Origin of the sequence: Pseudoxanthomonas suwonensis, from assembly GCF_000972865.1 — a bacterium.
GTDB classification, from domain to species: Bacteria; Pseudomonadota; Gammaproteobacteria; order Xanthomonadales; family Xanthomonadaceae; genus Pseudoxanthomonas; species Pseudoxanthomonas suwonensis_B.
On record NZ_CP011144.1, the window covers coordinates 2084401 to 2108392 of the forward strand.

Here is a 23992-nt window from a genome sequence, read left to right on the forward strand (position 1 = left end):
ACTGGCCTCTGGACCGGGCTACAGCCCCATCTCGCGCAGCACGTGCGGCGCCGGATACACCTGCTCCATCAGCCAGCGCATGTAGCGCATGTCGACGTGGATCGCGCGCTTGTAGCGCGGGTCGAACCACCAGCTGGCGCTGACCGCCTCCCAGTTGCTGTCGAAGTTCAGGCCGATCAGCTCGCCGCGGGCGTTGAGCACCGGCGAGCCGGAGTTGCCGCCGGTGGTGTCCAGGTTGGTGAGGAAGTTGACCGTCTGCGTGCCCAGCGCCGGGTCGGCGGTGGCGCCGAAGTCGCCGCGGGCGATCGCGTCCAGCAGCGGCTGCGGCGCGTCGAACGGGACCTGGCCGGTGTGCTTCTCGGCGATCCCGGCCACCGTGGTCACCGGGGCGTAGGTCACCGCGTCGCGCGGCTGCAGGCGTTCCAGACGGCCGTAGCTGACCCGCAGGGTGCCGTTGGCGTCCGGGTACACCGCGCCTCCCTGCTGCTCGCGCCAGGCGACCAGCGCGCGCATGTAGGCCGGGCGCAGGCGCAGCAGTTCGCCGTCGCGGGTCTTGCGCTCCTGCTCCAGGCGCAGCTGTGCCGGGATGAGCCGCGCTGCTAGTTCCAGCAGCGGGTCGGCCGGCAGCGCGCGGCCCTCGCGCGCTGCCGCGAACGCCGCCAGCCGCACCGGTTCGTCGCCCAGCGCGGTGCCGGCGTACAGCGCATCCAGCGCCGTGGCCAGCGCGTCCGGGGTGCGGCCGAAGGCCGCGTCGAACTCGGGCAGGCGCTGCGCGTCGGGCAGGCGCTGGTAGCGGCCGAGCAGTTCGGCGAGCAGCGCCTTTTCCACGGCCGGGTCGTAGCGGCGCTGGACCTGCTTCAGGGTGCCCTCGATCAGGGCCAGGTCGCGGGCCTGGTAGCCGCTCTCGCGCTCGGCGTCGGGCCGGGCCGATTCCAGGCGCAGCCGTTCCAGCAGCAGGGCCGAGCGCATCAGCTGGGTCTGGCTGCCGAGCAGGCCCAGCAGCAGTTCGCGTTCGCGTACCGCCGAGGCCTGGGCCAGCACCCCGGCCAGCGCGTCGATGTCGCGGCGGTCGCCGCGGCCGGTGGCGGCGAGCATGCCGCGCTCGTCCTGCGCGCGCTGGCGAACCGCGTCGCTGCGCAGCAGACCGTCCAGCTCGCCGGCGGCGCGCTTGCGGTTGTTCTTCAGCGACTGCACCTGCGAGGCGTAGCGGGTCGCGGCCTCGGCGTTGCCGGCGCCGCCGCGCTCGATCGCCGCCAGCAGCTGGTCGAACACCGCCACCCGCGCCGGCAGCGTCCACTCCACCTGCTCGGCGAACTCGGCGGCGGTGCGGTGGCGGTAGGTGATGCCCGGGTAGCCGGCGAGCATGGCGAAGTCGCCCTCGCGCGGCCCGTCGTGGGCGATGCGCAGGTGCGAGGGCGGCTGGTAGGGCACGTTGTCCGGCGAATGCGCGGCCGGCTTGCCGTCGCGGCCGACGTAGGCGCGCAGCAGGGTGAAGTCGCCGGTGTGGCGCGGCCACATGAAGTTGTCGGTCTCGTCGCCGAAGTTGCCGATCGCGCGCGGCGGCGCGTACACCAGGCGCAGGTCGCGCAGTTCCAGCTGGCGGATCCGGTAGAAGTCGGTGCCGTAGTACATGTTGGCCACGCTGCAGCGGATCCCGGTTTCCCGTTCGCACTCGGCCACGATGCGCTTGCTGGCCGCGTCGACCGCGTCGAAGTAGGCGCGGCCGGACTTGCCGCGCGCCGCGCCCAGCACCTGGTCGGTGACCCGGTCGAAGCCGACGGTGACCAGCACCCGGTAATCGGGATTGGCCGGCAGTTCGGCGGCGCGGTCGGCGGCGATGTAGCCGTCGTCGATCAGGTTGCGCTGCGGGGTGCTGTTGTACTGGATCACGCCGTAGGCGACGTGGTGGTTGGTCAGCACCAGGCCGTCGGCGGAAACGAAGGCGCCGGTGCCGCCGCCAGCGCGCACCACCGCGTTGAGCGGGGCGGCGGTGAGGTCGGCCAGCGCGGCGGGGTCGCCTGCGTAGCCGGCCTGACGCAGCTGTTCACCGATCTGCGGCAGCTGCGCGGCCATCCACATGCCCTCGTCGGCGTGCGCGGCGGCGGACAGGGTGGCCAGGCAGGCCAGCAGGGCGCGGGCCGGGTGGCGTCGGCGCCGCGGGGCGGCCGGCATGTTGTTCGTCATCGGCGGGTCACATTCTCGATAAGCGGACCGGAAACGTTAGCGGCGGCACGCGGCGCGGACAACCGCCGCAGGTCATGCGCGCAGCGTCAGCGCTCGGTGCGCCAGTTGATCGAGGTGCGCGTCTCGACCGTGCTGGACTCCAGCTCGACGTCGAAGCCCTTGCGCAGCAGGTACTTCAGGATCACCACCTGGCCGGCGCCGACCATCGACACGCCATAGCCGACGTACAGTCGCGGCGAGAGGTACTTGCCCACGCCCACCACCGAGCCGCCCAGCGCGCGCGAGTGCATGACCCCGGCGTCGTCGAAGCCCAGCCGGGTGCCCAGCTGCGCCGCGATCAGCCCGGTGCCGGCCGACAGCGCCGCCGAGGTCGCGGTGACCTGCTGGGCCTGGTCGCGGGTCGCGCCCTCCAGGCTGCGGCCGAGCATCAGGTAGGCCAGCGCCTCGGACTGCGGCATCGCCGGGTTGGACCAGACGTTGAGCTGCGGCGCCATCGCGTGGCCGGACACGTCGATGCCGGCGACCACGTCGCCCACCCGGCGTTCGGCGCGCACGTTGATGCGCGGATCGGCGATCAGGTTGTTGCTCCAGGTCAGCTGGCCGTTGGTGATGGTCAGGTCCTGGCCGTAGGCGCGGTAGCGGCCGCCGACTTCCAGCGCGCCGGTGGCGACCATTTCATGGCCCGGGCGGGCACGCACCTGCAGCCGCCCGTTCATGGTGCCCTGCAGGCCATAGCCGGTGATTGTGACGTCGTTGGCCAGGATCAGCGCCAGGTCCATGTCCAGCGGCGTGCCGCGCCGCTCCTCCGGGTCGATCGGGTCGACCACCACCACGTCCTCGGATACCGACACGCCCTGTTCGAAGCGTTCCAGGTGCACGGTGGCATCGGTCACCTCGACCTGGCCGCGCAGGACCATGGTCGGGCCGTCCATGCTGAACTCCACGTCCGGGTTGGCCGTGGCCCGCAGCATGGGCGTGTCGGCGACCAGCACGTCCTGGCCGTGGATGTGCAGCTGCAGCGGCGTGGCCTGACCGAACCAGGACAGGCTGCCGTCCACCATCAGCTTGCCGCCGCCGGAACTGACCGAGGCCGACAGCCGCGCCGAACCGTCCGGCTGCGCGTCCAGGCTGCCCTGGCCGTCGGTCAGGCTCAGGCCCAGCGCGGGCAGTTCGCCCTGGAAGTCCTCCAGCAGCAGCTGGCCGGCCATCAGCGGTTCGCCGCGGGTGCCGCGCAGGCTCATGTGGCCGCGGATGATCCCGCGCGGGCGCACCAGGTCCGGCGAGAACAGCTCCAGCCAGAACAGCTGCGAGATGTGGGTGTACAGCTCGCCGGTCAGCGGCGAATACGGCTCCCAGCCGGTGGCGAAGGTGGCGTCGATGTAGCCGTTGCCCTGGAAGCCGGTGCCGAGCCGGCCCTGGATCGTCTGCGGATCGAAGGTCAGGTCGAAGCTGAAATGGTCGTAGCGGGCGATCTCGCGGCGTGCGTTGTTGCCCAGGCGCAGGCCGCCTTCCAGCGAGGCCAGGTGGATGCCGCCGGTCCAGCGGTTGCCCTGCGGGCGGATCCGCGCGTCGAGGGTCAGGTCGCCGCGCAGGACCAGCGCACGGCCGCCTTGCTGCGGCAGCCAGGGGGCGAGCAGGGTCAGCGGCAGGCGTTCGCTGGTCACGACCAGGCCTTCCCGCGGCCAGTCCGCATGCGCGCACAGCTGCGCGTCGCCGTTGCCGCCGCTGACCCCCAGGCAGGCCGGCTGCAGTTGCCAGCGCTGGCCGGCGACGGTGAACGCGGCCGGCGCCTGCAGCGACCAGGCGTTGCCGAGCGCCGGTTCGATCCGCAGCTGGTCCAGCGAACCTTGCCAGCCGGCGCCGCGGCGCTGCACCTGGCCGGCGAAGGACAGGCCGGCCATGTCGGGGCTGTCGGCCTGCAGCTGCAGCCGCAGGTTCTCCACCGCGCCCTGCGCGTGCACGGTCAGCTGCCGCAGCGGGATGCCCACCTGCAGTTCTCTGGCCTGCAGGGTGAGGTTGCCGTCGCCGCCGCGCCAGGGCAGGTATCCGCTCAGGTCGACCGCATTGGCGCTGCGCTCGTCCCAGTACAGGCCGCGGCCGGTCAGGTTGGCCTGCAGGTTCGGCGCCTGGCGGGTGCCGGTCAACCGCAGCGAGCCTTCGACGATGCCGGCGGCCGTGGGCAGCAGGTCGTCCAGGTGCAGCGGCTGCAGCTCGGCGGTGACGTCGATGCGGCTGCCGACGCGGCCGTCGGCGCGCACCCGGCTGTTGCCCAGGGCCAGCGCGAGTTCGCCCTGGCCTTCGTCGCCGCGCAGCACGAAGCGGCCGTTGCCCGACAGCGCGCGCCCGCGCAGCTGGCCGCCCAGTGACTGCACGACGGCCTGCGCGTCGAAGCCGCCACCGTCGCGGGCACGGCCGGTGGTGGCGATGCGGCCATGGATGTTTCCGTCCCAGCCGGGCGCGAAGTAGCCCGGGTCGAACCCGTCCAGCACCAGCGCCAGGTCCCAGTCCAGCACCGGATCCCAGCCGGCCTCGCCGCTGGCCTGCAGCGTGCCGGTGGGCATGGTCGCCTGCAGCGAGTGGATCGTCGCGCGCGACCGGTCGCCACGCACGTCCAGGACCAGGTCGGCCTGCTCGCCGCCGCGGCGCAGGACCGCATCGCCGTAGACGGCCCACTGGTTGATCGAGCCGGCCAGGCCCAGCGCGGCATCGACGCCGATGGCCGGCGTTGCCGGATCCTCGGCCTCGAACGTCAGGTCGCGCGCGGCCAGCGAGAAACGGAAGCGGCCGTCCTCCGGGTCGGTGAAGTCGGCGCGTCCCTTGAGCACGACCTGGCCACCCTGCAGTTCCAGCGCCAGCGGTGCGACGGTCAGCACCTGGTCTTCCAGGTGCAGGTTCGACGGGGCGATGGTCAGCTGCCGCGCGCCCTGGCCGATCTGGCCGGAAAGGTCGGCGTTGCCACCGGTGCCGCTGGCCTGCAGGTCGAAGCGGATCGGCTCGGGCGCGGGCTCGCCGCCGGTGAGCAGCGCCGGATCCAGGCCCTCGCTGCGCGCGACCAGGCGCCAGGTCGGCGCGTCGGCATCGCCGCCCAGGGTCAGGGTGGCGCGCAATGGATCGGGTGCGCGGCCGCCGATGCCCACTTCCATCTTCGACAGGTCGCCGCGCGCGATCAGTCCCAGGCGCGCCGGGTTGCGCCCGCGCGGCGCCGGCAGCACCGCGGTCACCAGGATGTCGCTGCGGTAGTCGCGCACCGGTTCGTAGCTGCCGTGGACCCCGAACAGGCCGCGGTCGCTGTCGATCTGCAGGTGCTCGGCGTGCAGCGAGCCGTTGGCAATGTCGATGCCGCCGCGCAGGTGGCGGATGTCGATCACGTGCTCGCCGCCGGAGTTGATGGTGAAGCCGTCGATGACGATGTGGTCGGCCTGGATCGCGAGCGGCATCTCCACCGGCGGCAGCGATCCGGGCCAGCGCGGCAGCTCGAACGGCTCGTCGCTGGGCACCAGGCTGAGGGTGGCGCCTTCGATCTCGAGCGCGTCCAGGCGCAGGCGCCGGCCCAGCAGCGGCCGGATGTCCGGATCCAGGTACGCGCGCCGCGCGGTGAAGCGGTAGTCGTCGTAGCGGAAGTCCAGGCCATGGATCGTCAGCGGCCCGGCGATCGGGCCCTCGACCTTCTCCCAGGTCAGGCTCGCGCCCACCGGCAGCCGCGAGATGATCTGCGCCAGCAGCACGTCGCGCCCGGCCACGGTCTGCAGCAGCCAGTACAGCAGCACCAGCGCGCCGACGACCAGCGCCAGCACGCCCAGGCCGGACCAGGCCCAGAAGCGCCGCCGCCGGTAGAAGCGCGGCCGCGGGGCCGGCGGCGGCGGGGCGGGCGTGCTCACAGGTTCGCCCCCAGGCTCAGGTAGATCTGGAAGCCGGAGTCGGGATCGTTCAGGCCACGGGCGATGTCGATCCGCACGCCGCCGATCGGCGAACGCCAGCGCGCGCCGATGCCCACGCCCAGGTGCAGGTCGAAGTCGTCGTCGAAGGCGTCGCCGCCGTCGACGAAGGCGGCCATGCCCCACGGCCCGGCGTTGAAGTAGTGCTCGTACTCGACCGAGCCGGTCAGCACGTAGCGGCCGCCGAGGGCGAAGTTGTCCGGCGGCGGCGTGCGCGGGCCGACCTCGCGCCAGGCGTAGCCGCGGATGCTGCGGTCGCCGCCGGCGAAGAAGCGCAGGCTCGGCGGCATCGCGATCAGGTCGCTGGTCCAGGTCGCGCCGGCCTCGCCGCGCAGGATCAGGCGGTCGGCCTCGCCCACCCCCTGGAACCAGGTCGCGCTGCCCCAGCCCTGGACGAAGCTGGTGTCCGAACCCACGCCCTCGGCGCCGCCGCGCAGGGCCAGGCCCAGGCTCAGGCCGTGGCGCGGGAACAGGCGGTTGTCCACGCCGATGTAGTTGCCGGTCACTTCCGGGTAGAACAGGGTCGAGTACGTGTACAGCCGCTGGCCGGTGTCCACGTCCATGTCGTAGCTCCAGCGCTCGCGCAGGGCGATGATCGAACCCACCGCCGTCCAGCGCTCGGTGAGCTCGCCGCTGCGGCTGGCCAGCAGCCGCACGTTGCGCAGGTCGATGTAGTCGGTCTGCTCGTCGTAGGCGCTGAACGCGCCGGTGTACCAGCCATCGAGCCAGGCGAAGGCCGGGATCCGGTACTGGACCAGCAGGTTCTTGCGCTTCTGCGCGTAGTCCAGGTCGGTGACCAGCTTGTGGCCGCGGTCGTTGACGTAGCGGCGTTCCATGCCGAAGCGCACGCCCATGCCGCTCTCGCTGCCGTAGCTGAGGCCGGCGGTGTAGACCGTGCGATTGGCCAGGACCAGGTTGACGTCGACCGGCACGCGGAAATCGTCGTCGGCGTCCTGCGGCCGCGGCTGGATGTCGATCGCGCTGAAGTAGTCGAGCTTGACCAGCGACTGGCGCAGCCGGTCCAGCTTGCCCTGGTGGAAGTAGCTGCCCTCGTCCCAGGTCACCAGCTTCTCCAGCAGGCCCGGGCGGAAGAAGTCCTGGTGGAAGACGGTCGGGCCCATGTCGTAGCGGAATCCGCTGTCCCAGACCAGGTCGATGTCGGCGGCGAAGTCGGCGCGGGTCACCCGCACTTCGCGCTCCATGAAGTCCGCGTCGAAGTAGCCGCGTTCGGCCAGGCGCCGGCTGATGCCGTCGCGGCTGGCGTCGTAGGTGGGATGGTCGAGCACCTCGCCCTGGCGCGGGCGGAACGCGTCCAGGTCGCGCTCCAGGTACTGGTCCTCGCCGCCGGGGCCGACGATGCCCACGTTCGCGTCGCGCACCCGCACCGGCTTGCCCCGGTCGACGTGGACGGTGACCACGATGCGGTCGTTGGCGTCGCGCGGGGAGTCGACGGTGATGGTCGGGGAGTAGTAGCCGAACGGCTCCAGCGCCTGCCGCGCCTCGCGCTCGGCGTTGAGCAGCAGGAACTCCAGGCGCGATTCACCCTGGACCTTGCCGATCTCGCTGTTCACGCCCAGGGCCAGGCGCACGTTCTGCTCCATGGCCTCGTGGTTCTCGAGCCCGCGGATATCGACCCGCTCGATCGTGCCGCGGGCCCAGGCGGGGAAGGCCGCCGAGGCCAGGAGCAGTGCGAGGAGGGGGAGGCATCGCATGGGCTCAGGATAGCGGGCCGGCGCCGGCCCCGTTAGCCCGTCCCACGCACCCGCGTTCAGCTGGACAGGTGCCCGATCGCGGCCACCGCGCCGAAGCGGTCGGCCAGGCGCTTGAGCAGTGCCAGCCGGTTGCCGCGGATGGCCGGGTCCTCGGCGTTGACCATCACCTGGTCGAAGAACGCGTCCACCTGCGGCCGCACCCGCGCCAGCCGGTTCAGCACCTGCACGTAGTCGTGCCGGTGCAGGGCCGCGGTGGTGTCGTCCAGTGCCGCCTCCACCGCCTCGCCGAGCGCGCGCTCGGCCGGCTCGGCGAACAGCGCCGGGTCCTCCATCGCCGGGATGGCGATGTCGGCCTTCTTCAGGATGTTGCCGATGCGCTTGTTGGCCGCGGCCAGCGCCTCGGCCTCCGGCAGCGCGGCGAAGGTGCCGATCGCGTCGAGGCGGGTGTCGAAGTCGTACAGCGAGGCCGGCTTCAGTTCGGACACTGCGTTGAAGTGCGCGGCCGGCACGCCCTTGTCGGTGTAGTAGCCGCGGAGGCGGTCGAGGATGAAGTCGTAGATTTCGTTCAGCTCTGACGCGTTGAGCGATCGGACGTTCGAGTGCCCAGCAGGTGTTTCGACACCTGCCTCTCGCGCCTTCTCTGCGGCAGCTGTCTTTTGGCGGAGTATCACATCGGACATCGAAAGCATGACTGCCTCGTAGGCCCTATAGATCAGAGCCTTAAGATCGAGATTGAAGCCGCTCTCGATCACCGTCCGCGCCAGTCCCAGCGCGTTGCGCCGCAGCGCGAACGGATCCTTGTTGCCGGTCGGCTTCAGGCCCGCGGCGAAGCCGCCGGCCAGGGTGTCCAGGCGTTCGGCGATCGCCAGCACCTTGCCCAGCGGCGACAGCGCGATGTCGTCGCCGGCGAAGCGCGGCTGGTAGGCCTCGTCGATCGCCAGCGCGACCTCCTTCGGCTCGCCGGCGGCCAGCGCGTAGTGGCGTCCGGCAATGCCCTGCAGCTCGGGGAACTCGTTGACCATGCGCGACTGCAGGTCGTTCTTCGACAACTCCGCGGCGCGGCGTGCCTGCGCCGGGTCGGCGCCGACCTGCGCGGCGACGGCCTCGGCCAGCGCCGCCACGCGCGCGACCTTGTCGGCCACGCTGCCGAGCTTGGCCTGGTATGTGACGGTCTTCAGGCCGTCGCCCATCGCCGCCAGGCCCTGCTTGAGGTCCTCGTCGAAGAAGAACTTGGCGTCGGCGAAACGCGGACGGATCACCCGCTCGTAGCCCTTGCTCACCTCGGCCACGTCGCGCGACTCGATGTTGGCGATGCCGATGAAGCGCTCGGTCAGCTTCCCGCCCTCGCTCAGCACCGGGAAGAACTTCTGGTTGATCTCCATGGTCTCGATCAGCGCTTCCTGCGGCACCGCCAGGAACTCGGACTCGAAGCTGCACAGCACCGCCGCCGGCCATTCGGTCAGGCACACCACCTGCCCGAGGTTGTCGTCGGTGATCCGCGCGCTGCCGCCGGCCCGCTTCGCCGCCTGCTCGACCTCGGCGACGATCCGCGCGCGGCGCTCCTCCGGGTCGACCAGCACGTGCGCGGCGCGCAGCGCGTCGACGTAGTCGTCCGGCTGGCCGATCCACACCGGCTTGTCGTGCTCGAAGCGGTGGCCGCGGCTCATCCGGTCGGAGGCCACGCCCAGCACCTGCGCATCGACCACCTCGCCGCCGAACAGCAGCACCAGCCAGTGGACCGGCCGGGCGAAGGCATAGTCGTGGCCGCCCCAGCGCATCGGCTTGGGGATCGGCATGCCGGCGATCGCCTCGGCGACGATCTGCGGCAGCAGCGCGGCGGTCTGCGCGCCCGGTTTGACCGCGCGGTGGACGAAGCGCTCGCCCTTGGCGTCGGTGGTGCGCTCCAGCGCGGTCCAGTCGATGCCGGCCTTGGCGGCGAAGCCTTCCAGCGCCTTGGTCGGCTTGCCCTCGGCATCGAGCGCGATGTTCAGGTACGGGCCCAGCACCTCGCTGCGCTGCTCGGGCTGCTCGGCAGCTACCGCCGGCAGCAGCACCGCCAGGCGGCGCGGGGTGTACAGCGGCCGCGCGTCGCCGCGCTCGAAACCGATGCCGCGCTTGTCCAGCGCGGCGATCACGCCGTCGAAGAACGCCTGGGCCAGACCCGGCAGCGCCTTGACCGGCAGCTCCTCGGTGCCCAGTTCGATCAGCAGGGATTTCTGTTCGCTCATGAAGTTCGACCTTGGCTCTTGTCCCTTCTCCCTCCGGGACCAGGTGCCCTAGGGGTAGAAGGTGGCGCGAAGCGCCGGATGAGGGTTCGGGATCGGGACGGCCGTCGGCGACCGACCCTCTCCCCAACCCCTCTCCCGGAGGGGAGAGGGGCTTATGCCGTTTCTTTCTTCAGCCCGGGGAAACCGAGCTTCTCCCGCTGCGCGTGGTAGGCCTCGGCCACCGCCTGGGCCAGCCTGCGCACGCGCAGGATGTAGCGCTGGCGCTCGGTGACCGAGATCGCGCGGCGCGCATCGAGCAGGTTGAAGCTGTGGCTGGCCTTGCACACCTGCTCGTAGGCCGGCAGCGGCAGGCCGGCCTCGACCAGCTTCAGCGCTTCGGCCTCGCAGGCGTCGAAGCGGTGGAACAGTTCGGCCACGTCGGCGTACTCGAAGTTGTAGGTGCTGTGCTCCACTTCGTTCTGGTGGTAGACATCGCCATAGGTGACCACGCCCTGCGGGCCGACCGTCCACACCAGGTCGTAGACGTTGTCCACGTTCTGCAGGTACATGCACAGCCGCTCGAGGCCGTAGGTGATCTCGCCCAGCACCGGCCGGCACTCCAGGCCGCCGGCCTGCTGGAAGTAGGTGAACTGGGTCACCTCCATGCCGTTGAGCCACACCTCCCAGCCCAGGCCCCAGGCGCCGAGGGTCGGCGATTCCCAGTTGTCCTCGACGAAGCGCAGGTCGTGCACGCGCGGGTCGATGCCCAGCGCCTTCAGCGAGCCCAGGTACAACTCCTGGATGTTGTCCGGGTTGGGCTTCATCACCACCTGGTACTGGTAGTAGCGCTGCAGCCGGTTGGGGTTCTCGCCGTAGCGGCCGTCGGTGGGGCGGCGCGAGGGCTGCACGTAGGCCGCGTTCCAGGGCTCGGGCCCCAGTGCACGCAGGAAGGTGGCCGGGTGGAAGGTACCGGCACCGACTTCCAGGTCCAGCGGCTGGATCAGCACGCAGCCCTGCTCGGCCCAGTAGGCGTTCAGCGCCTGGATCAATCCCTGGAAGGTCGGACCTGTCATCGGCATTTATTGCAGTGCGGAAAAGCGGGCTAGTATAGGCCCAAGCCCCGTGCCACACGGGTTTCGACGCTTTCAACCGCTACTTTTTCCGCCGGTCCCCCCCGCCCGTGAACGCCGCCCGCCGCGCGCCCTTCCTGATCGTCGAAACCGGCCAGCCGGTCGACAGCCTCAAGCGCTATGGCCGCTTCCCGCACTGGATCCGGGTCGCCGCCGGGCTGTCGGCGCACGAGGTGGTCGAGGTCAACGCCGAGCGCGGCGACCCGCTGCCGGCCGCCGACGGGCTGGCCGGGGTGATCGTCTCCGGCTCGGCCGCGTTCGTCACCGACCGCGCCGAATGGAGCGAGCGCACCGCCGGCTGGATCCGCGACGTCGCCCACGCCGGCACCCCGCTGCTGGGCATCTGCTACGGGCACCAGCTGCTGGCCCACGCCCTGGGCGGCCAGGTCGACTACAACCCGGCCGGGCGCGAGTCGGGCACGGTGTTCATCGACCTGCACCCGCCGGCGTTCGAGGATCCGCTGTTCGCGGCCATGCCGTCGCGCTTCGCCGCCCACGCCACCCACCTGCAGACCGTGCTGCGGCCGCCGGAGGGCGCCACCGTGCTGGCGCGCTCGGAGCAGGACGGCTGCCATGCGTTCCGTTGGGGCGAGCAGGCCTGGGGCGTGCAGTTCCACCCCGAGTTCGCCACCCACCACATGCGCGGTTACGTCAACGCCCGCGCCGACTGCCTGCGCAACCACGGCCGCTGCCCGCGCACGGTCGCCCGCGAGGTCAGCGCCGCGCCGCAGGCGCGGCTGCTCCTGCGCCGCTTCGTCCAGCACGCGCGCGGCACACCGGGGCGGCCCTGGCATGGCTGAACGTGCCGGCAGTGCTGCGCGGCCGCGCGCGCATCGCCGATAATGCAACCGCGCTCCCGACGGTGGGGCGCCTCAACGGGAACACGATGGACACGATACGCAAGCTGCCGGCTTCGGACGGTGCGGAATGGCTGCTGGGCGGCTTCGCCCTGCTGCGGCGGGCGCCGCTGGCGCTGGGCGCACTGGGCGCGCTGTGGGGCCTGCTCGCCTCGCTGGTGATGGCGGTGGGGATGGCCGTGCCGGCGCTGGCGGCGGTGCTGCAGTTCCTGGTCGCCCTGGCCGGACCGGTGCTGTTCGCCGGCCTGGTGTGGGCGGTGCGCGAGGTCGCGCACGGTCGCCCGGCATTGCCGGTGCACCTGTTGCAGGGCGTGCGCGAGGGTCGGGTCCCGCAACTGCTCACCACGCTGCTGCCGCAGGTCGCGGCCGGCCTGGTGCTGGGCGTACTGCTGCTGGTGCTGGTCGGCACCCAGCAGCTGCAGCACCTGGCCCAGGCCAGCGAGGAACTCAACGCCCTGGCCCAGTCCGGCCAGCAGCCCACCCCCGAGCAGGTCGAGGCGCTGGTCGCCGGCCTGCCGGCCGGACGCATCCTGCTGTGGCTGCTGCTGGGCCTGGCCGCCGCGGTGGCGGTGGCGATGACCGTGTTCGTCTCGGTGCCGCGGATCCTGTTCGACCGCCGTGGCGGCCTGGAGGCGATGCGCGACAGCCTGCGCGCCTGCCTGCACAACCTGCCGGCGCTGGCGGTGTTCCTGCTGCTGACCCTGGTGGCGGTGTTCGCCGTCTACTTCGGCGTGCTGCTGGCGACCCTGGTGCTGCAGCTGCTGGCCGGGCCGCTGCTGGCGATGTGGATCGCCCAGCTGCTGCTGATGGGTGTGCTGATGCCGCTGCTGGCCGGCGCGACCTACACCGCCTGGACCCGCTTCTTCGGCGAGGCGGTGCCCGAAGTCGCCGCGGCGCCCGCGCAGATCGAGGTCTGAGCGGGCGCGCTCAGGACGAGGACGAGGCGGCGTCCGGCTTCGGCGCCACCAGCCTCGCGGCCAGGATGCCCGCCTCGTAGAGCAGGCACATCGGGATCGCCAGCAGCAGCTGCGAGATCACGTCCGGCGGGGTGATCAGCGCGGCCAGGACGAAGATGCCCACGATCGCGTAGCCGCGGCCGGCGCGCAGCTGATCGGGCGTGACCCAGCCCAGCAGGACCAGGATCACCAGCGCCACCGGCAGCTGGAAGCTGGCGCCGAAGGCCAGGAAGATCACCAGCACGAAGTCCAGGTAGGCGTTGATGTCGGTCATCATCGCCACGCCCTCGGGCTTGATCGCGGCCAGGAAGCCGAACACCGACGGCAGCACCACGAAGTAGGCGAACGCGCAGCCGATGTAGAACAGCGCCACCGCCGAGACCAGCAGCGGCATCGCCAGCCGCTTCTCGCGCTGGTACAGGCCCGGGGCGACGAACGCCCAGGCCTGGTAGAGCAGCCAGGGCGCGGTGGCCAGCAGGGCGACGAAGAACGCCAGCCTGAGCGGGGTGAAGAACGGCGAGGCCACCTGCACCGCGATCAGCTGGCCGCCGGCCGGCAGCTTGGCCAGCAGCGGCGCGGCCAGCCACGCATACAGCTTGTTGGCGAACGGCAGCAGCGCCAGCAGCACCAGCACCAGGCCGGCGATGGCGCGCAGCAGCCGCGTGCGCAGTTCGAGCAGGTGCTCGAGCAGGCTGCTCTCGCCGTCGGAATCAGGGCCGGCGTGGTTCATCGTCCCCGTCCGCCGGCGGCGTGGCGCCTTCGTTCCCGTCGGCGATCGCCGGACGCTCCTCGTCGACCTGGCGCCGCACCTCGCCCAGCTCCCGTCCGGCCGCGTCGACCTCGTCCTGCAGCTTCGCCTGCGCCTGTTCGACCTCATCCTGCAGGCGCGTCTGCGCCTGTTCGATCTCATTCTGCAGGCGCGTCTGCGCCTGCTTCAGCGCGCTCTGGGTGTCCTGCAGGCTGCGCTTGAGCTCCTCGGCCTCCAGCTCGCGTTCCAGCTCGGACTTGACCGAATACCACTGCGCGCGGGCGCGGCGCACCCACAGGCCGGCGAAGCGCGCCGCCTTGGGCAGCCGCTCCGGACCGAGCACCACGAGGGCGACCACCGCGATCAGCAGCAGTTCGCCGAAGCCGATATCGAACATCCGCGTGCGACCGACGCGGGATCAGTGCTGGGCGCGGTCGCGCTCGGACTCGGCCTTGTCCTGCGACTCGGCGCTGCGCTCGTCGCCGAGCTGGCCGGCCGGCTTCTCCGGGTCGCGCACGCCTTCCTTGAAGCCCTTGACCGCCTCGCCGAGGTCCTTGCCGGCATTGCGCAGGCGCTTGGTGCCGAACACCAGCAGCACCACTACCAGCACGATGATCCAATGCCAGATGCTCAGGCCGCCCATGTCGCGCTCACAAGTCTAGGAAACAGGCGCACAGGATAGCGCAGCGCCCAAGGCAGCGCCCATGAAAGCCCCATGAAAGCTCAGGGCAGCGGTTCGGTGCGGGTGGCCGGCTGCTCCTCGACCGGTTCGAAGCCCTGGGTGGACGTCGGGCCGGTGGTGCTGGCCGGCGGCGGTGCGGTGGTGCCGTGCACCGGGGCCGTGGTGCCGTTGCCGGTAGCCCGCGGGGCCGGCGCTGGCGGCGTAGCGCCGCCCGAGCGGGCCACGCGCGCGCTGTGGGTGGCTTCCTCGAGCTGGTCGCGGAAGGCCACCACCGCCGAGGTCGGCGTCACCTGCGAGCGGTTCTCGAACACCATCCGCGGCGTGGTGCTGGCGCCGTACACGCGCGCCTGCGCGGCGCGGTCGATCTGCAGCGCCGCGCCGTCTAGCGACACGCCGGCGAACAGCCCGCGTGCGCGCGACCACGACCAGATCTCGGCCTTGAGCTGGCCATCGGTGGCCGCGGCGGCGTTGCGCCCGACCGGGCCGGCGGCCACGCCGGCGTCGGCGCCGAGGGTGAACTTGCCGTTGACCACGTCGTCCAGGCTGCGGTCGTTGCGGAACACCAGCACCACGTCGGCCGACTGCACGCCGGCCTGGAAACCGATGCTGCCGCCGGTGAGGGTCACGAACACCGGGTTGGACCAGGTGCCGTCGGCGCTCTTGACCGACATCAGGCCGTGGCCGCGGCGGCCGCCCAGGACCAGGCCGGCCTTGATCGTGTCGGGGATCACGACGATCGCGCGGGCCTCGTCCAGCAGCTTGTCCGGAATCGACTGCTCGGGGATCTGCTGGATCTCCGAGAGCACCCGGACCGCGTTGCGCGCGCGCTCGTCCTCGGTGGGCGCAGCGACGGCATGCCCGGCGACGGGCAGGAGGACGGCCAGCGACAGCAGGATTCTCGACAGGCGCGACATGCGTAGGACTCCGGGACGACGGGATGCGGCCACGGCCGCGGACGGTCTTGAACTTGACGGCCTTCAACTTAATGAAAGGGCAATGAATCGTGCCTGAGGCCATCCGGACGCTGCCAGCGGCCGCGCAGGCACCGTCGACCCGCGCATCGGCTCTGTCAGAATGGTGCCATGCCAGCCGACTCCGACACCGCGCTGCTCGCGGTCAACCTGGGTACCCCCGACGCGCCCACCGCGTCTGCCGTGCGCCGCTACCTGGCCGAATTCCTCGGCGATCCGCGGGTGGTCTCGATTCCCCCGCTGCTGTGGAAGCCATTGCTGTACGGGCTGATCCTGCCCCTGCGCGGGCCGCGTTCGGCGGCCAACTACGCCAAGGTGTGGATGGACGAAGGCTCGCCGCTGCTGGTCTACACCCGGCGACTGGCGGCCGCGCTGCAGGAGCGGCTGCCGCACTGGCGGGTGCTGCCGGCGATGCGCTACGGCAGCCCTGCGCTGCGCGCGACCCTGCGCGACCTGCGCGCGGTCGGCGTGCGCCGGCTGGTGGTGCTGCCGCTGTACCCGCAGTACTCCACCACCACCACCGCCTCGGTGGCCGACCTGGTCGCCGAGGAAACCCAGGGCATGGACGTCACCCTGATCGAGGATTACTCCACCGACCCGGGCTGGGTGGCCGCCGTGGCCGACTCGATCCGCCGCTACCGGCGCCAGCACGGCGCCGGCGCGCACCTGCTGTTCTCGTTCCACGGCCTGCCGCAGCGCGTGGCCGACGCCGGCGACCCGTACCCCCAGCGCTGCCGGGACAGTGCCGAGGCGGTGGCCGCCGTGCTCGGCCTGGCGCCGGAGCAGTGGTCGCTGTCCTACCAGTCCCGCTTCGGCCGCGAGCGCTGGCTGGAGCCGTCCACCGTCGACGTGCTGGACCGGCTGGCCGCCGCCGGCGTGCGCCAGGTGGACGTGGCCTGCCCGGGCTTCGCCGTGGACTGCCTCGAGACCCTGGAAGAAGTGGCGATGGGCCTGGCCGAGCATTTCGAGGCCAGGGGTGGGCGCCTGGCCTACATCCCCTGCCTCAACGACGCGCCTGCGCACGCCGATGCGCTGGCCAACCTGGCGCGCTGCGCCGCCGGCAGCGACGCATGACCCCGCGCGAGGTCGCCCTGCCGGCCGCCTGGGGCGAGCTGGCCGGGCTGCGGCTGGAGCGCCCCGGCCGGCCGCGGGTCATCGCGCTGCACGGCTGGCTCGACAATGCGGCCAGCTTCCTGCCGCTGCTGCCGCACCTGCCCGAGCTGGACCTGCTGCTGCTCGACCTGCCCGGCCACGGCCACAGCGCGCACCTGCCGGCCGGCGCCGAATATGGCCTGACCACCCACCTGCACGCGGTGCTGGACGCGGCCGACGCGCTGGGCTGGGAGCGTTTCGCCCTGCTCGGCCACTCCATGGGCGCGGCCATCGCCGCGCTGGTCGCCGCGGCGGTGCCGCCGCGGGTGGAGCGGCTGGCGCTGGTGGAAACCCTCGGCCCGCTCGCCGAGGCGGTCGAGAACACCGCCTCGCGCCTGCAGCAGGCGGTGGCCGCGGCGCGCGCGCGGCCGACCGGAGCGTCCTCGCTGCGTGTGTTCCCCGACCTGGCCGTGGCCGTGCGTGCGCGAATGCAGGCCAGCCAGATCGTCGAGGCCAATGCCCGCCTGCTGGTCGAACGCGGCACCCGCGCCGTGCCCGGCGGCCATGTCTGGCGCAGCGATCCGCGCCTGACCCGACCGGCCGCGACCCGCCTCACCGAGGTGCAGGTGGAGGCGTTGCTGGCGGCGGTGTCCTGCCCGGTGCGGCTGCTCTACGCCGATCCCGCCCAGCCGTACTTCCCCGACCCGGTGCGCCGCGCGCGCCTGGCCGCCGTGCCGCAAGCCGGGCTGACGGTGATGCCGGGCGGCCATCACTTGCACATGGACAAGGCCGACGCCGTGGCGGACCTGTTCCGGGATTTCCTGGCCGGCTGACCAGGCCGCGCGCCATCGACAATCCCTGCGCCAGCGGGGACGATGCGGGCAGTCGCACACCAGGAGTAAGCCCGGGCATGGCGCTGTATCCGCTGTTCGCCGACCTGGAAGGTCGCGAGGTGCTGGTGGTGGGCGGTGGCGAAGTCGCCGCGCGCAAGGTCGCCGCCCTGCTCAAGGCCGGCGCGCAGGTGCGCCTGCATGCCCATGAGGTACCGCATCCGGAGCTCGCCGACGCGCTCGCCGCCGGGCGCATCGCCCGGCTGGGCGGCGATTTCGATCCGGCCTGGCTGGATGCCGTGTGGCTGGTGGTCGCCGCCACCGACGACACCGCGTTCAACGCGGGCCTGGCCGCCGAGGCGGGGCGCCGCCGGCGCCTGGTCAACGTCGTCGACGATGCGGCGCTTTCCAGCTTCCAGGTGCCCGCGGTGGTCGAGCGCGCGCCGCTGGTCGTGGCCATCTCCTCCGGCGGCGCCGCGCCGATGCTGGCCCGCCGCGTCCGCGAGCGCCTGGAGACGCTGCTCGATCCTTCCCTGGGCGTGCTCGCCGCGCTGTTCGGCGAGTACCGCGACCGCATCCGCGCGCGGCTGCCGGACCTGGCGGCGCGCCGGCGCTGGTTCGAGCGCGTGCTCGACGGGCGCATGGAGCGCGCCTTCGAGGGTGGCGGCGCCGCGGCGGTGGAAGCGGCATTCGCACAGGAAGTGGCGCGCGCGGCGGAGCCGCAGGCCGCGGCCGGCGCGGTGGCGCTGGTTGCCGTCGGCGACGCGCCTGACCTGTATACGTTGCGCGCGCTGCGCGCGCTCAACGAGGCCGACGCGATCGTGCTGGTCGAGGGCGTCGATCCGGCGCTGCTGGAGCCGGCCCGCCGCGACGCCCCGCGCATCCGCGCCGACGCCGCGGCGGCCGTGCGGCGCGCACTGGAGCTGGCCGGCGACGGCGCGCGCGTGGTGTTCCTGCACCGCCTTCCCTGCGATGCCGGCGCACGCGGACGCCTCGCCGAAGCCTGCGCGCAGGCCGGAATTGCCTGTCGCAGCGTGCCTGCGGCCGCCTAGCGCGGATTTCCTCCGTCCGGGGGCTTCCCAAGACCGGTGCCCGCGTGCACAATGCGCGCCCCGCCGACGGCAGGCCTCCTTCGGGAAGCCGAAGCGGCGGGGCCGGAAGCAGGAACTCCTCGAAACAAGGTGTTGCAGTTGTCCGGAAGCCTCCTATAATGGGCGGCTCCCTACGGTGGAAACGGATCGCACGATCCGCGGCTCCGAAGGGCGGAAACGAAAGCCCCTTCACAGGGTGTTGACGGATCCGAAACGAGTCGGCACAATGTGCGGCTCACCTCGACGGAAGCGGTTCGCCGCCAAGCTGAGGGGAAGATGAAAACCCCGCAACGCGGTGTTGACACTTCCAGAACGAGCTGCCAGAATGTGCGGCTCACCTCGACGGAAACGTCGAGACACGGATGAAGGCGCTGAGGCCGATTCCGACGCTCTTTGAAAGTGTGCGCAGGTAACTTGTGCGGACGCCTGCAGGAAGGATGACTGTCCATCTTGCAGACGTTTGAAACAGCAACAAGTCAAATGCTTTATAGCAAGCGATACGTAGCTGGGTAGAACTTCTGCAGCTGAAAGTATTGACCTTCGGGTCTGTAATTTTAAGTGAAGAGTTTGATCCTGGCTCAGAGTGAACGCTGGCGGTAGGCCTAACACATGCAAGTCGAACGGCAGCACAGGAGAGCTTGCTCTCTGGGTGGCGAGTGGCGGACGGGTGAGGAATACATCGGAATCTACTCTGTCGTGGGGGATAACGTAGGGAAACTTACGCTAATACCGCATACGACCTAAGGGTGAAAGTGGGGGACCGCAAGGCCTCACGCGATTGAATGAGCCGATGTCGGATTAGCTAGTTGGCGGGGTAAAGGCCCACCAAGGCGACGATCCGTAGCTGGTCTGAGAGGATGATCAGCCACACTGGAACTGAGACACGGTCCAGACTCCTACGGGAGGCAGCAGTGGGGAATATTGGACAATGGGCGCAAGCCTGATCCAGCCATACCGCGTGAGTGAAGAAGGCCCTCGGGTTGTAAAGCTCTTTTGTTGGGAAAGAAATCCTGTTGATTAATACTCGGCAGGGATGACGGTACCCAAAGAATAAGCACCGGCTAACTTCGTGCCAGCAGCCGCGGTAATACGAAGGGTGCAAGCGTTACTCGGAATTACTGGGCGTAAAGCGTGCGTAGGTGGTTGTTTAAGTCTGTCGTGAAAGCCCTGGGCTCAACCTGGGAATTGCGATGGATACTGGGCAACTAGAGTGTGGTAGAGGGTGGCGGAATTCCCGGTGTAGCAGTGAAATGCGTAGAGATCGGGAGGAACATCCGTGGCGAAGGCGGCCACCTGGGCCAACACTGACACTGAGGCACGAAAGCGTGGGGAGCAAACAGGATTAGATACCCTGGTAGTCCACGCCCTAAACGATGCGAACTGGATGTTGGGTTCAACTTGGAACCCAGTATCGAAGCTAACGCGTTAAGTTCGCCGCCTGGGGAGTACGGTCGCAAGACTGAAACTCAAAGGAATTGACGGGGGCCCGCACAAGCGGTGGAGTATGTGGTTTAATTCGATGCAACGCGAAGAACCTTACCTGGTCTTGACATCCACGGAACTTTCCAGAGATGGATTGGTGCCTTCGGGAACCGTGAGACAGGTGCTGCATGGCTGTCGTCAGCTCGTGTCGTGAGATGTTGGGTTAAGTCCCGCAACGAGCGCAACCCTTGTCCTTAGTTGCCAGCACGTAATGGTGGGAACTCTAAGGAGACCGCCGGTGACAAACCGGAGGAAGGTGGGGATGACGTCAAGTCATCATGGCCCTTACGACCAGGGCTACACACGTACTACAATGGGAAGGACAGAGGGCTGCAATCCCGCGAGGGGGAGCCAATCCCAGAAACCTTCTCTCAGTCCGGATCGGAGTCTGCAACTCGACTCCGTGAAGTCGGAATCGCTAGTAATCGCAGATCAGCATTGCTGCGGTGAATACGTTCCCGGGCCTTGTACACACCGCCCGTCACACCATGGGAGTTTGTTGCACCAGAAGCAGGTAGCTTAACCTTCGGGAGGGCGCTTGCCACGGTGTGGCCGATGACTGGGGTGAAGTCGTAACAAGGTAGCCGTATCGGAAGGTGCGGCTGGATCACCTCCTTTTGAGCACGGCAGCATCGTCCTGTCAGGCGTCCTCACAAGTTACTTGCATTCAGAGTTCCTGGTCCCGCAGCGGGACTAGGCAAGTCCCTTTTAGGGGCCTTAGCTCAGCTGGGAGAGCACCTGCTTTGCAAGCAGGGGGTCGTCGGTTCGATCCCGACAGGCTCCACCATATGAGTAGCGACTTTTGGGTCTGTAGCTCAGGTGGTTAGAGCGCACCCCTGATAAGGGTGAGGTCGGTGGTTCGAGTCCTCCCAGACCCACCACTCTGAATGACAAGCGCACACACTTTCGAATTACGCACCAGGCGTTGAGGCTTGGTACGTGTTCTTTTAAAACTTGGGATGTAGCGAGCGTTTGAGATGTCTATCTCGACGTGTCGTTGAGGCTAAGGCGGGGGCTTCGAGCCCCTAATAGTGAGTCGTATATGTTCGCGCTGGTGGCTTTGTACCCCACTGGCACGTCATTAACTCCGAGGCGACTTGGGGTTATATGGTCAAGCGAATAAGCGCACACGGTGGATGCCTTGGCGGTCAGAGGCGATGAAGGACGTGACAGCCTGCGAAAAGCGCGGGGGAGCTGGCAATAAGCTTTGATCCCGCGATGTCCGAATGGGGAAACCCACTGCTTCGGCAGTATCCTGCAGTGAATTCATAGCTGCTGGAGGCGAACCCGGTGAACTGAAATATCTAAGTAACCGGAGGAAAAGAAATCAACCGAGATTCCCTAAGTAGTGACGAGCGAACGGGGACTAGCCCTTAAGCTGGAATGGTTCTAGAAAAACAACCTGGAAAGGTTGGCCATAGAAGGTGATAGCCCTGTATTTGAAAGGGCCACTCCAGTGAAGACGAGTAGGGCGGGGCACGTGAAACCCTGTCTGAACATGGGGGGACCATCCTCCAAGGCTAAATACTCCTGACCGACCGATAGTGAACCAGTACCGTGAGGGAAAGGCGAAAAGAACCCCGGAGAGGGGAGTGAAATAGACCCTGAAACCGTGTGCGTACAAGCAGTAGGAGCCCGCAAGGGTGACTGCGTACCTTTTGTATAATGGGTCAGCGACTTACAGTTCGTGGCAAGCTTAACCGTATAGGGGAGGCGAAGGGAAACCGAGTCTGAATAGGGCGCATAGTCGCGGGCTGTAGACCCGAAACCGGGTGATCTAGTCATGCCCAGGGTGAAGGTGCCGTAACAGGTACTGGAGGCCCGAACCCACTCCCGTTGCAAAGGTAGGGGATGAGGTGTGATTAGGAGTGAAAAGCTAATCGAACCCGGAGATAGCTGGTTCTCCTCGAAAGCTATTTAGGTAGCGCCTCATATGTATCCTCTCGGGGGTAGAGCACTGTTATGGCTAGGGGGTCATCGCGACTTACCAAACCATTGCAAACTCCGAATACCGAGACGGACTGTATGGGAGACACACGGCGGGTGCTAACGTCCGTCGTGAAAAGGGAAACAACCCAGACCCACAGCTAAGGTCCCAAATTATCGCTAAGTGGGAAACGATGTGGAAAGGCACAGACAGCCAGGAGGTTGGCTTAGAAGCAGCCACCCTTTAAAGAAAGCGTAATAGCTCACTGGTCGAGTCGGTCTGCGCGGAAGATTTAACGGGGCTAAGCGATAAACCGAAGCTTGGGGTGCATAACTTTGGTTATGCGCGGTAGAGGAGCGTTCCGTAAGCCTGCGAAGGTGGATTGAGAAGTCCGCTGGAGGTATCGGAAGTGCGAATGCTGACATGAGTAACGATAATGCGGGTGAAAAGCCCGCACGCCGAAAGCCCAAGGTTTCCTTGCGCAACGTTAATCGACGCAGGGTTAGTCGGTCCCTAAGGCGAGGGCGAAAGCCGTAGTCGATGGGAAGCAGGTTAATATTCCTGCACCTCGCGTGAGTGCGATGGAGGGACGGAGAAGGTTAGGTGTACCGGGCGTTGGTTGTCCCGGGGAAAGGAGGTAGGTTTGGATCTTTGGCAAATCCGGGATCCTTTAAGACCGAGCACCGAGACGAGCCCTTTAGGGCGAAGTCACTGATACCACGCTTCCAGGAAAAGCTCCTAAGCTTCAGCTCACGCAGACCGTACCGTAAACCGACACAGGTGGGTAGGATGAGAATTCTCAGGCGCTTGAGAGAACTCGGGTGAAGGAACTAGGCAACATGGCACCGTAACTTCGGGAGAAGGTGCACCCTCTTTGGTGGCCCATGCGGGCTATAGCTGAGGGGGGTCGCAGAAACCAGGCCGCTGCGACTGTTTATCAAAAACACAGCACTCTGCAAACACGAAAGTGGACGTATAGGGTGTGACGCCTGCCCGGTGCTGGAAGGTTAATTGATGGGGTCAGCCGCAAGGCGAAGCTCTTGATCGAAGCCCCAGTAAACGGCGGCCGTAACTATAACGGTCCTAAGGTAGCGAAATTCCTTGTCGGGTAAGTTCCGACCTGCACGAATGGCGTAACGACAGCGGCGCTGTCTCCACCCGAGACTCAGTGAAATTGAAATCGCTGTGAAGATGCAGCGTTCCCGTGGCAAGACGGAAAGACCCCGTGAACCTTTACTATAGCTTTACATTGAACGTTGAGTTCGTCTGTGTAGGATAGGTGGGAGGCTTTGAAGTGTCGGCGCTAGCTGGCATGGAGCCATCCTTGAAATACCACCCTGATGTGCTTGACGTTCTAACCTAGCTCCGTAATCCGGAGCGGGGACCATGTATGGTGGGTAGTTTGACTGGGGCGGTCTCCTCCTAAAGAGTAACGGAGGAGCTCGAAGGTACGCTCAGCGCGGTCGGACATCGCGCACTGTGTGCAAAGGCATAAGCGTGCTTGACTGCAAGATCGACGGATCAAGCAGGTAGGAAACTAGGACTTAGTGATCCGGTGGTTCTGTATGGAAGGGCCATCGCTCAACGGATAAAAGGTACTCCGGGGATAACAGGCTGATACCGCCCAAGAGTTCATATCGACGGCGGTGTTTGGCACCTCGATGTCGGCTCATCACATCCTGGGGCTGTAGTCGGTCCCAAGGGTATGGCTGTTCGCCATTTAAAGTGGTACGCGAGCTGGGTTCAGAACGTCGTGAGACAGTTCGGTCCCTATCTGCCATGGGCGTTGGAGATTTGAGAGGGGCTGCTCCTAGTACGAGAGGACCGGAGTGGACGAACCTCTGGTGTTCCGGTTGTCACGCCAGTGGCATTGCCGGGTAGCTACGTTCGGAAGCGATAACCGCTGAAAGCATCTAAGCGGGAAGCGCGCCTCAAGATGAGATCTCCCGGGACACAAGTCCCCTAAAGGAACCATCAAGACTAGGTGGTTGATAGGTCAGGTGTGTAAGCGCAGCAATGCGTTGAGCTAACTGATACTAATGATCCGTGCGGCTTGACCATATAACCTCAAGTGGCCTTGGACTCGACGATAACGTCGATAGCCATCCGCCGCTCACTACATCCCAAGTACATATGCGAGACGGTGCGGTATGCACGGTCGGTCCCTCACGGGCGACCATGTTCACCA

General features: G+C 68.2%; 14 protein-coding genes, 2 tRNA genes and 2 rRNA genes. 9 read left to right on the forward strand and 9 right to left on the reverse strand.

Annotation, left to right across the window (positions count from 1 at the left end; all coding sequences use genetic code 11):
• Window positions 1-18: 18 nt before the first annotated feature.
• The 5 genes from WQ53_RS08665 to glyQ form a co-directional block, all read right to left on the reverse strand.
• The gene (locus WQ53_RS08665) at window positions 19-2184 is read right to left on the reverse strand and encodes a S46 family peptidase (RefSeq protein WP_082112927.1); all 2166 of its coding nucleotides are present in this window, start codon (window positions 2182-2184) and stop codon (window positions 19-21) included.
• Window positions 2185-2270: 86 nt separating this feature from the next.
• Window positions 2271-6062: a translocation/assembly module TamB domain-containing protein gene (locus WQ53_RS08670; protein WP_052631803.1), complete on the reverse strand. Its 3792-nt coding sequence runs from the start codon at window positions 6060-6062 to the stop codon at window positions 2271-2273.
• Window positions 6059-7831 carry an autotransporter assembly complex protein TamA gene (locus WQ53_RS08675; RefSeq protein ID WP_052631804.1) on the reverse strand — a complete coding sequence of 591 codons (1773 nt, stop codon included), beginning with the start codon at window positions 7829-7831 and terminating at the stop codon, window positions 6059-6061. Before WQ53_RS08675 ends, WQ53_RS08670 begins: the two co-directional genes overlap by 4 nt.
• A 56-nt stretch (window positions 7832-7887) precedes the next feature.
• Entirely contained in the window at window positions 7888-10059 is a 2172-nt protein-coding gene (gene glyS / locus WQ53_RS08680) for a glycine--tRNA ligase subunit beta (protein WP_052631805.1), read from the reverse strand.
• Between the two features lie 152 nt (window positions 10060-10211).
• Window positions 10212-11117, reverse strand: a complete 906-nt coding sequence (gene glyQ, locus WQ53_RS08685) for a glycine--tRNA ligase subunit alpha (RefSeq protein ID WP_052631806.1) — start codon at window positions 11115-11117, stop codon at window positions 10212-10214.
• 101 nt (window positions 11118-11218) lie between these two features.
• Here glyQ and WQ53_RS08690 point away from each other — a divergent pair, with 101 nt between their 5' ends.
• Both WQ53_RS08690 and WQ53_RS08695 read left to right on the forward strand, forming a co-directional pair.
• Entirely contained in the window at window positions 11219-11968 is a 750-nt protein-coding gene (locus WQ53_RS08690; RefSeq protein ID WP_052631807.1) for a glutamine amidotransferase, read from the forward strand.
• A gap of 86 nt (window positions 11969-12054) precedes the next feature.
• Window positions 12055-12942 carry a BPSS1780 family membrane protein gene (locus WQ53_RS08695; RefSeq protein ID WP_052634004.1) on the forward strand — a complete coding sequence of 296 codons (888 nt, stop codon included), beginning with the start codon at window positions 12055-12057 and terminating at the stop codon, window positions 12940-12942.
• Window positions 12943-12952: 10 nt separating this feature from the next.
• On the opposite strand, the gene tatC is transcribed toward WQ53_RS08695, so the two are convergent.
• The 4 genes from tatC to WQ53_RS08715 form a co-directional block, all read right to left on the reverse strand.
• Window positions 12953-13711 (reverse strand): twin-arginine translocase subunit TatC, encoded by a 759-nt coding sequence (tatC, locus tag WQ53_RS08700; RefSeq protein WP_052631808.1) that lies wholly within the window; start codon window positions 13709-13711, stop codon window positions 12953-12955.
• Window positions 13692-14126, reverse strand: a complete 435-nt coding sequence (tatB, locus tag WQ53_RS08705; RefSeq protein WP_052631809.1) for a Sec-independent protein translocase protein TatB — start codon at window positions 14124-14126, stop codon at window positions 13692-13694. Before tatB ends, tatC begins: the two co-directional genes overlap by 20 nt.
• A 21-nt stretch (window positions 14127-14147) precedes the next feature.
• Window positions 14148-14372 (reverse strand): Sec-independent protein translocase subunit TatA, encoded by a 225-nt coding sequence (gene tatA, locus WQ53_RS08710; protein WP_052631810.1) that lies wholly within the window; start codon window positions 14370-14372, stop codon window positions 14148-14150.
• A gap of 80 nt (window positions 14373-14452) precedes the next feature.
• Window positions 14453-15325 (reverse strand): lipid-binding SYLF domain-containing protein, encoded by an 873-nt coding sequence (locus tag WQ53_RS08715; RefSeq protein WP_052631811.1) that lies wholly within the window; start codon window positions 15323-15325, stop codon window positions 14453-14455.
• 168 nt (window positions 15326-15493) lie between these two features.
• Here WQ53_RS08715 and hemH point away from each other — a divergent pair, with 168 nt between their 5' ends.
• The 7 genes from hemH to WQ53_RS08750 all read left to right on the forward strand — a co-directional run bounded on the left by hemH (window position 15494) and on the right by WQ53_RS08750 (window position 23865).
• Window positions 15494-16456, forward strand: coding sequence for a ferrochelatase (gene hemH / locus WQ53_RS08720; RefSeq protein WP_052631812.1), 963 nt, complete (start codon window positions 15494-15496; stop codon window positions 16454-16456).
• Complete coding sequence (locus WQ53_RS08725; RefSeq protein WP_052631813.1) at window positions 16453-17307, forward strand: alpha/beta fold hydrolase; 855 nt, start codon at window positions 16453-16455, stop codon at window positions 17305-17307. Before hemH ends, WQ53_RS08725 begins: the two co-directional genes overlap by 4 nt.
• 77 nt (window positions 17308-17384) lie before the next feature.
• Complete coding sequence (locus WQ53_RS08730; protein WP_052631814.1) at window positions 17385-18356, forward strand: NAD(P)-dependent oxidoreductase; 972 nt, start codon at window positions 17385-17387, stop codon at window positions 18354-18356.
• A gap of 594 nt (window positions 18357-18950) precedes the next feature.
• A 16S ribosomal RNA gene (locus WQ53_RS08735) occupies window positions 18951-20495 on the forward strand.
• 93 nt (window positions 20496-20588) lie between these two features.
• Window positions 20589-20664: transfer RNA gene (locus WQ53_RS08740), tRNA-Ala, on the forward strand.
• Window positions 20665-20681: 17 nt separating this feature from the next.
• A tRNA-Ile gene (locus WQ53_RS08745) sits at window positions 20682-20758 on the forward strand.
• A gap of 228 nt (window positions 20759-20986) precedes the next feature.
• Window positions 20987-23865 (forward strand): 23S ribosomal RNA (locus tag WQ53_RS08750).
• Together the 16S and 23S rRNA genes with 2 tRNA genes alongside form the textbook arrangement of a ribosomal RNA operon.
• Window positions 23866-23992 lie beyond the last annotated feature (127 nt).

Excerpts from the sequence above, each read along its gene's own strand:
- WQ53_RS08695 (WP_052634004.1), top strand. The coding sequence starts at position 12,055 with ATGGACACGATACGCAAGCTGCCGGCTTCGGACGGTGCGGAATGGCTG.
- WQ53_RS08675 (WP_052631804.1), bottom strand. The coding sequence starts at position 7,831 with ATGCGATGCCTCCCCCTCCTCGCACTGCTCCTGGCCTCGGCGGCCTTC.
- WQ53_RS08665 (WP_082112927.1), bottom strand. The coding sequence starts at position 2,184 with ATGACGAACAACATGCCGGCCGCCCCGCGGCGCCGACGCCACCCGGCC.
- glyQ (WP_052631806.1), bottom strand. The coding sequence starts at position 11,117 with ATGCCGATGACAGGTCCGACCTTCCAGGGATTGATCCAGGCGCTGAAC.
- WQ53_RS08725 (WP_052631813.1), top strand. The coding sequence starts at position 16,453 with ATGACCCCGCGCGAGGTCGCCCTGCCGGCCGCCTGGGGCGAGCTGGCC.
- tatB (WP_052631809.1), bottom strand. The coding sequence starts at position 14,126 with ATGTTCGATATCGGCTTCGGCGAACTGCTGCTGATCGCGGTGGTCGCC.
- WQ53_RS08715 (WP_052631811.1), bottom strand. The coding sequence starts at position 15,325 with ATGTCGCGCCTGTCGAGAATCCTGCTGTCGCTGGCCGTCCTCCTGCCC.
- hemH (WP_052631812.1), top strand. The coding sequence starts at position 15,494 with ATGCCAGCCGACTCCGACACCGCGCTGCTCGCGGTCAACCTGGGTACC.
- glyS (WP_052631805.1), bottom strand. The coding sequence starts at position 10,059 with ATGAGCGAACAGAAATCCCTGCTGATCGAACTGGGCACCGAGGAGCTG.
- WQ53_RS08730 (WP_052631814.1), top strand. The coding sequence starts at position 17,385 with ATGGCGCTGTATCCGCTGTTCGCCGACCTGGAAGGTCGCGAGGTGCTG.
- tatA (WP_052631810.1), bottom strand. The coding sequence starts at position 14,372 with ATGGGCGGCCTGAGCATCTGGCATTGGATCATCGTGCTGGTAGTGGTG.
- tatC (WP_052631808.1), bottom strand. The coding sequence starts at position 13,711 with ATGAACCACGCCGGCCCTGATTCCGACGGCGAGAGCAGCCTGCTCGAG.